Origin of the sequence: Blautia faecis (assembly GCF_027662325.1) — a bacterium.
Lineage (GTDB): Bacteria > Bacillota > Clostridia > Lachnospirales > Lachnospiraceae > Blautia_A > Blautia_A faecis.
In genome coordinates this window covers 50772-65589 of sequence record NZ_JAQDKY010000022.1, presented here as the reverse complement: position 1 = coordinate 65589, position 14818 = coordinate 50772, and the positions used below count along the sequence as shown (strand labels likewise).

Sequence of the window (14818 nt, the reverse complement as noted above, 5' to 3'; positions counted from 1 at the left end):
CTTTGCTGGACACACGCAAAAAATAAGCTGTCGGTGTAAAAAATCCTTTCACACTGACAGCATTATTATAACTTCTAGAATTTATATCAAGCAATTATTCGGTTAAAACAAGTCCTTAACCAACCTTCTTTGCCTTGGGATATACCTGCGCCATCCGCTCATCGTCAAAATGTTTGTCCACCCAGCTTTCAAAGCTGTTTTCCGCTTCTATGCCATTGCTTCTGGCATTATAACGCGCAAGTGCAGCGCTGGATACAATTCCGTCAGCAAGCATAAATATAATAAGAAGCCAGGTAATGATTTTTCCAATTTTCACCGGAATCTTCTCGATCAGCCTGGAAACAGGCGGATAGAATATTTTAAACCATGCCACTGCTGCAAATCCCCAGAAGAAGCAATACAGAAGATTAATCCTGCCGCCAAGGTTAAACGGGATATCACTGTAATCCCAGAATACAGTTCCAAATACAATTTCTGTGAAAACACTGCAGATATATTCATAGGCACCACCAAGAAATGTACCCATCCAGAAAAGGAACTGCTGGGAGCGGTTTCTGTATTTGTAGAGAAGAGCTGTAACTGCTGCAATGGCAAGGCCCCACACAATACTGAAATCTCCCCATACCACACTGCTGCGGCTCATCCAATATCCGGCTGTGATCCTGCAGAAAATAGTCTCTGTAATATCTCCAAGAAATGCGCCGATAAAAAACAGCAGTACGATTTTATAAAAGCTGCAGCCGTAGGCAAAAATCTCCGGATGTGCCTCTTCGCTCTCCGTGTGCTGCTTCTGAGGATATGCTTTGGTAATTCGACGATTTACAACATCATCAATTTTTGCCCCAAGCTTCTTTGTTGCGGAATCAATATCCCGGTCAGCAGCGATCCATCTTTCAGGATTCTTGCTGTGCCCAAAAAGGATGGTCAGTGTGGCAATAGCATCCACTGCCAGAAATCCCATCAGAACCAGTATGAGAATTCTGCTTATAAGTCCCGGAAGAAGACTGTACAAAGACATGCAAAGCCCGTTTCCAATTTTGATCACAAATACACCAAGAAGACCCCAGACACAGGAGGTCGGTACGCTGACATATCCATCCAGATTCCACTTGATATTCCGGTAATCCCACCATCTTTCGTGGTACCACATTTCAATTAAATGACCGGCGATCCACTCAAGCAGGGAGGCTACAATGGCACAGCCAAGAAACAGCCAGATGCCAGTCAGTTCTCTTGTAAATGCAGTAATGAAGAATCCTCCAAATCCATAGATCAGACAGAACGGACCGTTGATAATACCTCTGTTTGCGAATTTCTTCTGTTTCAGGGATGCAAGAACTGTCTCAAGCACCCATCCTGCAAAGGAATAGATGAGAAACAGCCATAGTAATTTCCAGATCATATGCATGTCTCCTCTTTTGTTTATTGAAATATAAAAACGTTCCGGGAAAACCCGATTAGAATATCATAGCACAATAGAGCGTGTTTGAAAAAGGTTTTCTGCAAGATGTATGTCACAATAAAGGCGCCGTAACGGGCTACGACAACTGAATTCGGGCAAAATATACCGCGGGGTGGGGCGTGCAGATTGTGGGAATAATTTTTCAAACACGCTCTAACCCCAAGAATAAAGCCTGTATTCCAGCTGCTGGTTCTCATAAAATTTACATTCTATGCCAACAGTCTGAAAATACAGGCTTTTCATTTTTATTTTATGCCTCCCGGATAACCCCTCTCGGGCAGGCCTCCTTACATGCTCCGCATCCTGTACACTTCTCATAGTCAATATGTGCACAGGAATCTTCCACGGTAATTGCACCGTTTGGACATGTTTTTTCGCACTTCTTACAGCCGATACAGCCAATCTCGCAAGCCGCCATTACCTTTTTGCCCTTATCATGGGAACTGCAGTCCACAGCCATCTTCTGATCGTACGGAATCAGCTCGATCAGATGTCTCGGACATTTGGCAACACATTTACCACAGGCTTTACATGCTTCTTTATCTACTACTGCAATGCCATCTACAATATGAATGGCATCAAATGGACAGACCTTTACGCAGCTTCCAAAGCCACAGCAGCCATATGTACAGGTCTTTGCTCCGCCGTTTGGCACGAAAGGAAGCATCTCGCAGTCTTCCACTCCAGTGTAAATATACTCTTCTTTCGCTTTTTCACAGGTTCCGGAGCATTTTACATGAGCTACCTGACGGGCAGTCTCAACTGCCGCCTGTCCCATAATACCGGCAATTATTTTCCCAACAGGCTCGCCGCCTACCGGGCAACGGTTTACAGGCGCTTCACCTTTGGCAATTGCTGCTGCCAGACCATCACAGCCCGGATATCCGCAGCCACCACAGTTATTTCCAGGAAGAGCTTCTCTTATGGCAACTTCCTTCTCATCAATTTCAACAGCAAATTTTTTTCCGGCTGCTCCAAGAAAAACACCGATGAAGAGGCCTACTGCTGCAACCAGAATTGTTGCTGCTATAATCGCACTAATATTCATCCCGACGCCTCCTTAAATTAATCCTGAAAATCCGAAGAACGCAATCGCCATCAGTCCAGCTGTCAGAAGAACGGTTGGAAATCCCTGGAAAGCTTCCGGAATATCGTTGTAGGCAATTTTCTCACGGATTCCTGCCATCAGCACAATAGAAATGGAGAAACCAAATGCTGTTGCGAAACCGTTTACAGTGCCTTCCAGAATATTGTAATCCTTCTGCACGTTTGTAAGAGCCACACCAAGAACTGCGCAGTTTGTGGTGATCAGAGGCAGATACACGCCAAGTGCTTTGTAAAGAGAAGGCATACTTTTCTTCAGGAACATTTCTACGAACTGCACCAGTGCTGCAATGATCAGAATGAACACAATGGTCTGAAGGTAAGTCAGATCAAGCGGCTGAAGGATCAGCTTGTAGATCACACTTGTTACAAAGGAGGACAAGGTGATTACAAAAATAACCGCACCGCCCATACCAGCTGCCGTATCTGTAGTCTTGGAGACTCCAAGGAAAGGGCAAAGTCCCATGAACTGGCTCAGGACTACGTTATTTACCAGCGCAGAGCTTACAATGATCAGTAATAATTCTTTCATCTTCTCTTACCCCCTTTTTCCCGAACACATGGAATTTCCGCAGGAAGCACAGCCACCCTTGCAATCCGGATTGCTTGGATCGATGCCCCGTTTTGCAGCACCAATCTTGAATTTGTTCTGAAGCGCAGATAAAAATGCAAGGACAAAAAATGCGCCAGGTGCAAGAATAAAGATGGTTACCGGCTCATAGCCCATTTTTCCTGCTGCAGCGTCTGCAAGAGGAAGGATCTGTTTGCCGAAAATACTGCCGGCACCGATCAGCTCACGTACTGCTCCGATGCAGGTGATGCTTAAAGTAAATCCAAGTCCCATTCCAATACCATCAAAAAGTGAGGGAATTGGTTTGTTCTTGGATGCATAAGCCTCTGCTCTTCCCAGGATGATACAGTTTACAACGATCAGCGGAATGTAAATTCCAAGGGAAGAATACAAAAACGGGATAAAGCCCTGGAGAAGCATCTGCACAATTGTTACAAAGGATGCTACAACAACAATGTAAGCAGGCATACGCACACTGTCCGGAATAAAATTACGGAGCAGGGAGATCATCAGGTTGGATGCTGCCAGAATCACCGTTGTGGTAAGTCCCATTCCGATACCATTGATTGCAGATGTGGTGATGGCCAGTGTTGGACACATACCAAGCATCAGCACAAAAGTAGGATTTTCTTTGATAATACCATTTATCAGTCGTTCAGATGGTGTATTCTTTTTCATTTCTGGCTGCCCCCTTTCTCATAACGAAATGCGGCAAGTCCTGCATTGACGCCATTTGTCATGGCATTTGTGGTAATTGTCGCACCACTTAAAGCATCGATCTCATCATCAGAGGTGGCACCAGTTTTTGTGTAGGTAAATTTCTCTACGTTCTTATCCTTGAACTGATTTTTAAAATCATCTGTAGTTGCACGCATACCAAGACCAGCGGTCTCACTGATGGATAAAATGGAAATTCCGTTCAGAGTTCCATCATCCTGAACGCCCATGGCAAACTGAATGTCCCCGCCATAGCCTTCTGAGGTTGTTACGGTAAAGGCATAGCCAAGTTCATTTCCCTGGTCATCCTTTGCCAGCATGACTTCATCAATATTCTGAGCTTTGAAACCGTTTTCATCCAGATAGCTTTCCAGATCCGTATCCTCACCGCTTGTAACTGTCTCGAAGCTGGCTGCATCAGCAAATACTGCCTTATATGCCTCTTCTTTCTCTTTCGCCTGCTGGCTTGCAATCGGACCTGCTGTAATATCGTTTACAAGACCAAGAAGCAGCCCGGAAACCAGTGTGATCACGGTCAGCGCAAGAGTATCTTTTACGATCTTATTTTTCATTTCTTCGCGCCTCCTTTTCCAAAAGCAACCGGACGGGTGAAACGCTCAATCTGAGGTACCAGCAGGTTGCAGAAAATAATCGCATAGGAAACGCCCTCTGCGGAAGCTCCGAAAATACGGAAAATTCCGGTAAGAACACCAAGACAGACGCCATATACATACTGCCCCTTTGGTGTAATGGGGCTTGTAACGTAGTCCGTCGCCATAAACCATGCACCAAGCATAAGGCCACCACCACAAAGATGGGTGAGCAGATAATTTACATCAAAGCCTTTGCCGGAAGCGAGCATGTAGATGATCACAAATACTGCAAAGCTGCCGATATAGGTCAGCGGAATTCTGGCGCTGATCACTTTGTAGCAAAGCAGGATTGCTGCGCCGATCAGGATGGCAATTACAGATGTCTCTCCGATGGTTCCCTGGATATTACCAAAAATCAGATTCTTAACCGGAACGGAGGAGCCTGCCACAAAGCCATGGTCACGAAGAGCGGCCAGAGGAGTGGCGCCTGTCACACCGTCAACTGCACCTTTAAAGCTGTCTGATACAGAAAAATCTGTCATCTTGCCGGCAAAGGAAATCATAAGGAAACAGCGGGCTGCCAGGGCCGGATTCATAAAGTTCTGTCCAAGACCGCCAAAAAGCTGTTTTACCACAATAATTGCAAAAATACTGCCGAGCACCGGGATCCAGAGCGGAATTCCTGCCGGCATATTCAGGCCGATAAGAAGTCCGGTTACCACTGCACTGAAATCCTTCACAGTGTTCTTTTTGTGCATAAAATGATCATATAACCACTCTGCAAGCGCTGCTGAACCGGTGGATACCACCAGAACGGCAAGAGCCTTTAATCCATGATTATAAATTCCCATAAGGGCAGCAGGCAAAAGCGCTATGACAACCAGCTGCATGATTTTTGCAGTGGTCATCCTTGCCCGGACATGGGGATTAGATGATACATTAAACATTTGTTCCATTCGTTTCTTCCCCCTTATTATTTCTTCTTCCTGCTTGCCAGAACCATTTTACGCATGGACTTAATGCTCTGGGTCAGCGGACGTTTGGCCGGACAGATGTAACTGCAGCAGCCGCATTCACAGCATTCCATTCCATCAAACTTCTGGAAGCTCTCCATATCGCCGCGCTGTGCAAAGGTCGCAAGTCTTGCCGGAATAACATGTCCGGGACAGACACTTACACAGCGTCCGCAGTTAATGCAGGCTGTCTCTTCCTCTTTCGCATCTGATACCGGGTCACTCTGCATACACAGAAGGGAAGAAGAGGTCTTCACACATGGTACATGAAGATCATACATAGCAAATCCCATCATAGGACCGCCGGAAATCACCTTACCGGCATGCTCCTTCAGGCCACCGGCTGCGTCAATCAGTTCGGCCATATCCGTTCCTGTACAGACTTCAAAATGTGCCGGACGGTTGATGCCCTTACCAGTTACTGTGAAAATCCGCTTCATGATCGGTCTTCCAAGTGCCACTGCGTCATAAATACTGCATATTGTTTCAACATTATCTACAATACATCCGGCATCTGCTGGAAGCATGGATGAGTTGATTTCTCTTCCTGTCACTGCATAGATCAGGGTACGCTCACCACCCTGGGGATATTTGGTCATCAGTTCTTTTACTTCGATATTCGGGACTCCGGCAGCCAGTTCTTTCATTCTGGCAATACAATCCGGCTTATTGTCCTCAATGCAGATACAGCCCTTTGCATTTGGAAAAAGTCCGACTACGATTTTCAGTCCTTCCACAACCTTCTCCGGCTGATCCATCATGCGCCTGTAATCACTTGTAAGATAGGGCTCACATTCTGCACCGTTCACCAATATGTATTCAATCTTGTCAGGCTCCTTGGGGGAAAGCTTCACATGTGTGGGGAAGCCTGCACCACCAAGACCTACTACACCGCCATCGCGAATCCTTCCGATAATCTCCTCACGGGTAAGCGAAGCCGGATCTGCCGGGTGGAATTCCACCTCTTCATACAGTCCGTCATTCTCCACTATAATGGAATCTACCATACTTCCGGTAGCTGTCAGAAGTTTCTCGATGCCTTTCACCGTACCGGATACAGAAGCATGAACAGGGGCAGATACAAATCCGCCTGCTTCTGCGATCATCTGGCCTGCAAGCACGTGGTCCCCCTTTGCAACCACAGGCTTCGCCGGAGCACCAATGTGCTGGGACAATGGATACGCCAGATCTGCCTTAGGGAGATATTTCTCCACCGGGCAGTCCTTTGACATTTCTTTCCCCTCGAAGGGGTGTACGCCTCCTTTAAAAGTTAATCGCACTAATATTCACCGCCTTTATATTATTGATCACTGACTCTTTTGTCTGCAGCAACCTGATTTATTGTCTGTTTGATTTATATTATTAATATCACTTTTGTCTGAGTATTTATTCAGCGTCTTTATTTTTCCTGCCAAATCCATATTTCTTATGGAGCTTATATCCACGGTTCAGATTTGGATATGCCTTTACAAAACGCTGCATGTTGTGGCTGACCTTTCCAGCCATAGCCTCTTTACGCTTCTGAAGCTCTTCAGAGATATCTGACATCATAGCAGTTCTCTTCTCTTCCAGTTCCTTGATCAGTGCAACATCATCAAGGCGTCCCAGCTTATTCTCTAACTGTTTCTTGATTCTATCTCTGGAAAGTCCGCTGCTCTCCTCCAGATTCTCCATCTTCTCACGCGCCTGTACAAGCAGTTCTGCACGCATCTGATCCAGTGCCTGCTCCCATGCAGGAATACGCTCGTGCAAATGGAAAGCGGCAGCTGCAGAAAAAGCAAAATCCACAATGTAAACGACTGTAATTACACAGACAGCCACCTCTCCAGTTCTTCTGGTATACAATTCTGTAAATTCCTGAACTACCGGATGAAGCACTCTGAAAAGCCCAACGGTAAACACCCCCCATCCAAGGGAACAGCCCAGACAGATACGTCCCTGGAAATTAAACTTGTTATCACTGTAATCCCACCAGGATGTGTGGAAAATATTCTCCATCAACACTGCTGTCACATATTCCAGTGCAGTGGCGACTACAACTCCACCCACAAATAAAAGAAGCAGATTATCACTGATGGGAAGAAGAATCAAGTATACAGCAAGAGCTCCACAGCCATATATGGTACACAGGGGACCATTTATAAATCCTCTGTTTATCAATTTGCCCTTTCGCACAGACACGTAGCAGGTTTCCCAAAGCCAGCCAAGAAAACTGTATATGTAAAACCAATTGGCAATGTGATAGAAATCCACTCCATTAATTGCTAAATCCCACATAGGTTTCTCCTTTTCTTTATATATTCTGACTATTCTATACATTCTACTATACCGCATTTTATGAAAAAATTCACTACCTAAAAATAAAAAAATTGTGTATAATTAAATACAATCCATGAAAGGAGTATAAACATGCTGATTGTTAAAAAAATGCCGATTTTACAAGGTTTTCCGGACTTTGAGACTGTTAAAAATTTATCTGGAAATGCTGCTGAGGGTGTCAATTTTTCACCATTATTTTATGATATTGAAACCACTGGATTGGGACGAAATTCATCTTTTTTATATTTAATTGGTGCAGTTTGCTATGAATCTGGTTCCTGGCAGCTATATCAGTGGCTTGCACCCGATTTCCGGGAAGAAAAAGCATTATTGGAGTTTTTTTCAGAATTTATAAAAAATTTCAGCTGTACCATCCAATACAATGGAGATTCTTTTGATCAGCCTTACCTTCAGGCTCGTTATAAATTCTATGAGCTGCCAGATCCTTTTGAGGGGATTTCTTCTTTTGACCTGTATAAAGTGCTTCGCCCTCTGAAGGGATTTTTAAAGCTCCCAGGGTTAAAGCAGGAACAGATGGAAGCCTTTCTAGGAGAACAGAAGCGCATTTACTGTAATGGCGGGGAATGCATTAAAATCTATAAAAAATATATGGCACACCAGGAGCAGACAGACCTGGATACGGTTATGGGACACAATATGGAAGATCTTCTCGGACTTGGAGATGTGTTTAAGATGATGGGGTATCTTGCGCTCAGGGATGGTGCATTTACTGTTCGCGGAACTGATTTTGACGGGGACAATCTGATTTTGCAGATAAACCCCCATTACAGCCTGCCCGCTTCCTTTTCTAACGGCACAGAAGAATTCTATATTACAGGTCAGGACAACCTGGTAAGCCTCCTTGTAAAGCCTTTAAATGGCCGTATCCGCCAATATTACAGTGATTACAAAAGTTATGATTATCTGCCCGGAGAGGACATGGCAGTCCCTAAATCTATTAGCAAATTTATGGAAAAAGGACTGAAAAAATCTGCTACAAGAGAGACCTGTTATACCTGGTTTCCATGCACAGAGGAATTTCTGGAAAATGAAGAAAAGCAAAAGCAATATTTAATACATACCCTGGAATATTTATTTTGGAAATTAAAATAAACTTTCAACCTATATTTCAAAATTCCCAAAACCTTTTTCAAACATACTCTAACTTCCAAAGCATATAAAATCTCACGTAAAAAAGACATCATCCCCAGAGCGTATCTGAAAAATCATTCCCACAATCTGAACACCCCACTTGCGGGAGATTCACCCGAATTCGGTTGTCGTAGCTCGCTACGGCGCCTTCATCCGGACAAAATCTCCCGCAAATTGTGACGCACATCTTGCAGAAAGCCTTTTCCAGACACGCTCTAACAGACAATGTCTTTTTATCAACATCATATTCATGATATCAAAACTAACCGCCATTCACAAATCCTGTGAATGGCGGTTAGTTACATGGGATAAGAGAAATGCACAACACTTCCCTCTTGGTTAAATTATTCCTCTACAGACTCTTCCTCAGCCGGAGCCTCAAGAGCTTTCATGCTAAGGCTGATCTTCTTGTCTTCGCCATTGAAATCAACAACTTTAGCCTGGATTTCCTGTCCGATTGTAAGCACATCAGATGGTTTTGCAACGTGCTCTCTGGAAATCTGAGATACATGAAGAAGTGCATCTACGCCAGGTGCAAGCTCAACAAATGCACCGAAGTCTGTCATACGTGCAACTTTACCAGTTACTACGTTTCCAACAGCGAAATCCTCAGCAGCTGTAAGCCATGGATTCTCCTCTGGGAATTTCATTGTAAGAGCAATCTTCTCGCCCTTGATATCTTTGATCATAACCTTTACAGTCTCACCAACTGTGAAGACTTTCTTCGGGTTCTCTACTCTGCCCCAGGACATCTCAGAGATGTGAAGCAGTCCGTCAGCGCCGCCCAGATCGATGAATGCACCAAAATCTGTAACGTTCTTAACAACACCCTCTACTGTATCGCCAACATGGATACGCTCCATAAGCTCCTGCTGTTTCTTAGCTTTCTCAGCAACAAGAAGCTGTTTGCGGTTACCAATGATGCGACGTCTTCTTGGATTGAACTCTGTGATAACGAACTCAATCTCCTGATCAGCATATTTGCTGAGATCTTTCTCATATGTGTCGGAAACAAGGCTTGCAGGAATGAATACACGTGTCTCCTCAACGTTAACACACAATCCACCGTCAAGTACCTGAGTTACAGGAGCTTTTAATACTTCCTGATTCTCGAATGCTTCCTCAAGGCGTTTATTGCCTTTCTCTGCAGCAAGTCTCTTGTAGGTTAAGATAACCTGGCCTTCGCCATCGTTTACCTTAAGCACTTTGGCTTCCATGGAGTCACCTACATGTACAGCGTCTGTGAGTACTACGGAAGGATCATTGCTATATTCACTCTTGGTGATAATACCATCAGCTTTATAGCCAATATTCAGGATAATTTCATCTTCTTTCACATCGATGACCTTTCCCTGTACGATTTCTCCATTTCTGATTGTTTTTACGGAATCTTCCAGCATCTGTTCAAAACTTAATTCTGACATGTTCTTGAACCTCCTCAATAATTTTCTTTGGGGTTGAAGCCCCTGCTGTAATACCTACATAACTACTGCATTGGAACATATCTGAATCCAAGTCTACAGGTGTTTGTATATAGTAAGTATTTTCACATTCCTTTTTACATATTTCAAACAGCTTTTGAGTATTGGAACTATGTCGGCCTCCTACGACTAACATAGTGTCTACCTCTCCGGCTATGCTCTTTGCTTCTCTCTGCCGTTCTTCGGTAGCATTACAAATAGTGTTTAAAATATTAAGAATATTTAAAACAGTATTATCATACCTCTTTTTTGAAAGAATTTCAACTAAATCTTTAAATTTATTATAATTAAATGTTGTCTGAGACACAATACATATGCTTTTGTCAGCCGGAAACACAAAATCCAGTGCATCCTGCTCAGTCCGAATTACCGTGTAAGGTCCCATGCACCAGCCGCAGATTCCTACCACTTCCGGATGATCCGGGTCTCCTATGATCACAATATGGGCGCCTGCCCTGCTCTCTTTCTCTACGATCCGGTGAATTTTCAGAACAAAGGGACAGGTTACATCCACATAGGAAAGTCCGTATTCTTCCAGATGGTCATAAACCTCTTTTCCCACACCATGTGAGCGGATCACAACCGTGCTGCCCTCAGGAAGTGTTCTCAGATCATCCTCAGATGCCACTCTGACCCCCTTCTTTTCCAGATCATTCACTACTTCTTCATTATGAATAATTGGACCCAGGGTAAAAAGCCTGTCAGGACAACTGCCGATTAGCTCGTAAACCTTGTCTACAGCACGCTGTACGCCAAAACAAAAGCCTGCTGTTTTCGCAACCTTCACTTCCATGGTTATTCCACCTTATCTTTGTAGATTCCGAGAATTGCAGCTACAACTTCGTCAATATTCATGAAAGAAGAATCTACAAGCACGGCATCTTCAGCCTGCCGGAGCGGGGAAATCTCTCTTGTCATATCCTGATGATCCCGGTTTTCAATGTCTTTCTTGATTTCTTCAAGATCAGCACCCTCGCCCTTGGCAAGATATTCATCATAACGTCTCTTAGCCCTTGTCTCCACGCTGGCAGTAAGATAAATCTTCACCTGTGCGTCCGGAAGAACTACAGTTCCAATATCCCTGCCATCCATTACAACATCGTTCTTTGCTGCCAGATTTCTCTGAAGATTGAGAAGATGTGCCCTTACCGCCGGGTTTGCAGATGTTTTGGATGCCATGTTTCCAACCTCTTCCGTACGGATATACTGATTTACATTCTCACCGTTAAGAATTACAACCTGCTCTCCATTTTCATATCGAATGGAAACCTCAGCGCTCTGACAGTTATCTGCAACTGCTTCCGCATCTGTTCCGTCAATTTCATTTCTCAGCAGATAAAGTGCTACGGCGCGGTACATAGCGCCTGTATCTACATAGATAAAAGACAGCTCCTTTGCCACTCTCTTTGCAATTGTGCTTTTGCCTGCTCCTGCCGGCCCGTCAATGGCAATGTTACATCCCATTTTCTCTGTTACCTCCTCTTAAATCGCAGTTTTTTCACTTCTTACATTTATAACAGATTTTCATCCATTTTTCAATGCCATGGCTGCCAGATACGCAGTTGACCAGGCAATCTGAAGATTATAGCCACCGGTTACCGCATCCAGGTCAAGCACTTCTCCAATAAAATAGAGATTTTTTACCTTTCGGGATTCCATAGTTCCCGGCTGAATGTCCTTCACAGAAACACCGCCTCTTGTAATAACTGCTTCTTTATATTCTCCCATTCCATTGATGGTAAATGGGAAAGCTTTCACCAGTTCTTCAAAGTGAATTCTTTCTTCCCTGGAAATATCGTGTATCTTTTTTTCCGGAGAAATGCCACCCAGTTCCAGCATGACAGGTGTAAGGGATGATGGAAAAAGTACGCCGATCACATTCTTAAACTGTTTATTCTGTCCTGCCTCAAATTCCCGCAGAATCCTGGCATCCAGCTGTTCCATGGTAAGGGCAGACTTCAGATCCAGATAAGCATTCAGTTCTCCGGATTTCTGCAGTTGTTTGCCAATATGTGCGCTTGCAGATAAAATCATGGGGCCTGTCACGCCAAAGTGGGTGAACATCATCTCGCCAAAATCCTGGAAGAGCACCTTTTTGCCTGACTTAATCGTAAGTTCGGTGTTTTTTAAGGAAAGTCCCTGAAGTCTTGGGATATAATCCTCTTTTGTCTTAAGAGGAACCAGTGACGGAGAAAGCTCCGTTACTTTATGGCCGGTTTCCTCCGCAAAGCGATAGCCGTCACCTGTGGAGCCTGTTGACTGATAGGAAAGTCCTCCAGTGGCAACCAGAACATGCTCGCCCTCCATAAAACTTCCATCTGCCAGTTCTACACCTGTTACCCGGCTGTGATGTGCCTTTTTCTCATCCACGTCCGGTTCCTCATAGGGACTGACCTTCACCGTTTTCACCTCTGTGCGAAGATGGATATGGGCACCAGCTTTCTTAAGTTCCCGTTCCAGACCGCGGATAATATCTGAAGAATGGTCAGACACAGGGAAAACCCGGTTGCCTCTCTCTGTCTTCAGTGGAACTCCCGCTTCTTCAAAGAATTCCATTACATCCTGGGGCGTGAAAGAATAGAAAGCACTGTACAGGAATTTCGGGTTAGACATAACTGCCCGGAACAGTTCTTCCGTGTCACAGTTATTTGTAACATTGCATCTGCCTTTTCCTGTAATATACACTTTCTTTCCAAGTTTCTCGTTTTTCTCCAGGATGTGGACCTCATGTCCTGCCCTTGCCAGATAAACACCGGCCATCATTCCGGCAGCACCGCCGCCTATGATCAGTATTTTACTCATTTACATACCTTTCATAAAACAGATTTGCAACTATTCAGTAACTACCGAAAGTTACACAAATTTTACTTATATTTTTCAAAAAGACACGTGCAAAAGGCTTCTCTGCACGTGTCTTTCATTATTTTTGTCAGCAAAGTGTCTATAGGCCAGACACTGACAAATTATTCCTCACTGATTAAACCGGATATGCTCCGTTTTTGGTATCAGCAACCGTCTCATCCACCTTTTTCTCCTGAGCCTGACGATACTTGAAGAAGTCAGTAGCAACCTGTGGGAACAGTGCATAGGACAGAACGTCCTCATCCTGCTCTTTATACTGTGCCATCTCGCCTTCAAGTTTGCCCAGCTCATTCTCAAGAAGATCTGCCGGACGGCATGTGATCGGCTGTGTGTCACCGATACATTTCTTCTGAACTTCTGGATTGAATGGTTTTGCTGTAGCACCATATTTTCCGCTGAGAACATCTTTTGTCTCTTTGGTAACCATCTTGTATCTCTCGCCCATGAGAACGTTAAATACAGCCTGTGTACCAACGATCTGGGAAGACGGAGTAACAAGCGGCGGCTCACCAAGGTCTTTACGTACACGCGGAACTTCCTCAAGAACATCATAGAACTTGTCTTCTGCATGCTGCTCTTTCAGCTGGGAAGTAAGGTTGGATAACATACCACCTGGTACCTGATACAGAAGAGTCTTGATGTTTACGCCAAGGTTCTTCGGATTCAGAAGGCCGCTCTCAAGAGCCTCGTCACGCATTGGACGGAAGTAGTCTGCGATCTCAGCAAGAAGCTGCTGATCAAATCCAGTATCATATGGAGTGCCTTTGAAGGTCTCAACCATAACCTCAGTTGCAGGCTGGGAAGTACCCAGTGCAAATGGAGACATTGCAGTATCGATGATATCAACACCAGCTTCAACAGCTTTTAAGTAAGTCATGGAAGCTACACCAGAGGTGTAATGTGTATGAAGATCGATCGGGATCTTAACAGTCTCTTTCAGGGCTGTAACAAGCTCAGTTGCCTTATATGGAAGAAGAAGACCGGCCATATCTTTGATACAGATAGAGTCTGCACCCATTTCCTCGATACGTTTTGCAATGCTTGTCCAGTACTCAAGAGTATACGCATCACCAAGTGTATAGGAAAGAGCAACCTGTGCATGGCCATGCTCTTTGTTTGCAGCATGTACAGCAGTCTGAAGGTTACGAAGGTCATTCATACAGTCGAAAATACGGATGATATCGATACCATTTGCCAGAGATTTCTGAACAAAATACTCTACTACATCATCAGCGTATGGACGATATCCAAGAATGTTCTGGCCACGGAAAAGCATCTGCAGCTTTGTGTTCTTGAATCCTGCACGTAATTTACGAAGTCTTTCCCACGGATCCTCATGAAGGAAACGAAGGCTTGCATCGAAAGTAGCACCGCCCCAGCACTCAACTGCATGGTAGCCTACTTTATCAAGTTTATCAACGATTGGAAGCATCTGCTCTGTTGTCATACGGGTTGCAATCAGGGACTGATGTGCATCACGCAGAATGGTTTCCACAATTTTAACAGGTTTTTTTTCAATTTCTGCCATAATTGTTCTCCTTATT

General features: G+C 44.4%; 17 protein-coding genes and 1 pseudogene. 3 read left to right on the top strand and 15 right to left on the bottom strand.

The features are described from left to right. Window positions 1-115 precede the first annotated feature (115 nt). The gene (locus PGQ38_RS11405) at window positions 116-1402 is read right to left on the bottom strand and encodes a putative ABC transporter permease (RefSeq protein WP_195409334.1); all 1287 of its coding nucleotides are present in this window, start codon (window positions 1400-1402) and stop codon (window positions 116-118) included. 20 nt (window positions 1403-1422) lie between these two features. Then, window positions 1423-1659, bottom strand: coding sequence for a DUF6783 domain-containing protein (locus PGQ38_RS20000; protein ID WP_306467702.1), 237 nt, complete (start codon window positions 1657-1659; stop codon window positions 1423-1425). On the opposite strand from PGQ38_RS20000, the gene PGQ38_RS20700 reads away from it, so the two are divergent. Continuing rightward, window positions 1582-1782 (top strand): hypothetical protein, encoded by a 201-nt coding sequence (locus tag PGQ38_RS20700; protein WP_334304187.1) that lies wholly within the window; start codon window positions 1582-1584, stop codon window positions 1780-1782. The two genes, PGQ38_RS20000 and PGQ38_RS20700, sit on opposite strands and share 78 nt — an antisense overlap. On the opposite strand, the gene PGQ38_RS11400 is transcribed toward PGQ38_RS20700, so the two are convergent. The 7 genes from PGQ38_RS11400 to PGQ38_RS11370 all read right to left on the bottom strand — a co-directional run bounded on the left by PGQ38_RS11400 (window position 1713) and on the right by PGQ38_RS11370 (window position 7737). Further along, window positions 1713-2510, bottom strand: coding sequence for an RnfABCDGE type electron transport complex subunit B (locus tag PGQ38_RS11400; RefSeq protein ID WP_118578048.1), 798 nt, complete (start codon window positions 2508-2510; stop codon window positions 1713-1715). The genes PGQ38_RS20700 and PGQ38_RS11400 overlap by 70 nt on opposite strands. Window positions 2511-2522: 12 nt before the next feature. Further along, on the bottom strand, window positions 2523-3098 hold the full coding sequence (rsxA, locus tag PGQ38_RS11395; protein WP_021925525.1) for an electron transport complex subunit RsxA: 576 nt from the start codon (window positions 3096-3098) through the stop codon (window positions 2523-2525). A gap of 6 nt (window positions 3099-3104) precedes the next feature. Beyond that, a complete protein-coding gene (rsxE, locus tag PGQ38_RS11390) occupies window positions 3105-3815 on the bottom strand; it encodes an electron transport complex subunit RsxE (protein WP_118578047.1) in 711 nt (236 codons plus the stop codon). Beyond that, entirely contained in the window at window positions 3812-4426 is a 615-nt protein-coding gene (locus PGQ38_RS11385) for an RnfABCDGE type electron transport complex subunit G (RefSeq protein ID WP_118578046.1), read from the bottom strand. Before PGQ38_RS11385 ends, rsxE begins: the two co-directional genes overlap by 4 nt. Further along, window positions 4423-5403 carry an RnfABCDGE type electron transport complex subunit D gene (locus tag PGQ38_RS11380; RefSeq protein ID WP_118578045.1) on the bottom strand — a complete coding sequence of 327 codons (981 nt, stop codon included), beginning with the start codon at window positions 5401-5403 and terminating at the stop codon, window positions 4423-4425. The genes PGQ38_RS11385 and PGQ38_RS11380 overlap by 4 nt, the downstream gene beginning before the upstream one ends. A 17-nt stretch (window positions 5404-5420) precedes the next feature. Next, window positions 5421-6740, bottom strand: coding sequence for an electron transport complex subunit RsxC (gene rsxC, locus PGQ38_RS11375; protein WP_330674483.1), 1320 nt, complete (start codon window positions 6738-6740; stop codon window positions 5421-5423). 106 nt (window positions 6741-6846) lie between these two features. Further along, complete coding sequence (locus tag PGQ38_RS11370; protein WP_173715973.1) at window positions 6847-7737, bottom strand: putative ABC transporter permease; 891 nt, start codon at window positions 7735-7737, stop codon at window positions 6847-6849. Window positions 7738-7869: 132 nt separating this feature from the next. Here PGQ38_RS11370 and PGQ38_RS11365 point away from each other — a divergent pair, with 132 nt between their 5' ends. Beyond that, window positions 7870-8892: a ribonuclease H-like domain-containing protein gene (locus PGQ38_RS11365; RefSeq protein ID WP_270431773.1), complete on the top strand. Its 1023-nt coding sequence runs from the start codon at window positions 7870-7872 to the stop codon at window positions 8890-8892. Window positions 8893-8964: 72 nt separating this feature from the next. Here the strand turns inward: PGQ38_RS11365 and PGQ38_RS19995 are convergent, their stop codons facing one another. Beyond that, window positions 8965-9015 (bottom strand): hypothetical protein, encoded by a 51-nt coding sequence (locus PGQ38_RS19995; RefSeq protein WP_308768383.1) that lies wholly within the window; start codon window positions 9013-9015, stop codon window positions 8965-8967. Window positions 9016-9097: 82 nt separating this feature from the next. On the opposite strand from PGQ38_RS19995, the pseudogene PGQ38_RS19990 reads away from it, so the two are divergent. Then, a pseudogene (locus PGQ38_RS19990) lies at window positions 9098-9274 on the top strand (DUF6783 domain-containing protein); the annotation flags it as partial. Window position 9275: 1 nt separating this feature from the next. Here the strand turns inward: PGQ38_RS19990 and rpsA are convergent. The 5 genes from rpsA to PGQ38_RS11340 all read right to left on the bottom strand — a co-directional run bounded on the left by rpsA (window position 9276) and on the right by PGQ38_RS11340 (window position 14802). Then, complete coding sequence (gene rpsA / locus PGQ38_RS11360; protein WP_118578042.1) at window positions 9276-10355, bottom strand: 30S ribosomal protein S1; 1080 nt, start codon at window positions 10353-10355, stop codon at window positions 9276-9278. Continuing rightward, entirely contained in the window at window positions 10336-11205 is an 870-nt protein-coding gene (gene ispH, locus PGQ38_RS11355; RefSeq protein ID WP_195391624.1) for a 4-hydroxy-3-methylbut-2-enyl diphosphate reductase, read from the bottom strand. The genes rpsA and ispH overlap by 20 nt, the downstream gene beginning before the upstream one ends. A gap of 2 nt (window positions 11206-11207) precedes the next feature. Beyond that, window positions 11208-11876 carry a (d)CMP kinase gene (cmk, locus tag PGQ38_RS11350; protein WP_173715971.1) on the bottom strand — a complete coding sequence of 223 codons (669 nt, stop codon included), beginning with the start codon at window positions 11874-11876 and terminating at the stop codon, window positions 11208-11210. A gap of 60 nt (window positions 11877-11936) precedes the next feature. After that, window positions 11937-13214: a BaiN/RdsA family NAD(P)/FAD-dependent oxidoreductase gene (locus PGQ38_RS11345; RefSeq protein WP_204453037.1), complete on the bottom strand. Its 1278-nt coding sequence runs from the start codon at window positions 13212-13214 to the stop codon at window positions 11937-11939. A 175-nt stretch (window positions 13215-13389) separates the two neighbouring features. Beyond that, window positions 13390-14802: an oxaloacetate decarboxylase subunit alpha gene (locus tag PGQ38_RS11340; protein WP_173715969.1), complete on the bottom strand. Its 1413-nt coding sequence runs from the start codon at window positions 14800-14802 to the stop codon at window positions 13390-13392. Window positions 14803-14818 lie beyond the last annotated feature (16 nt).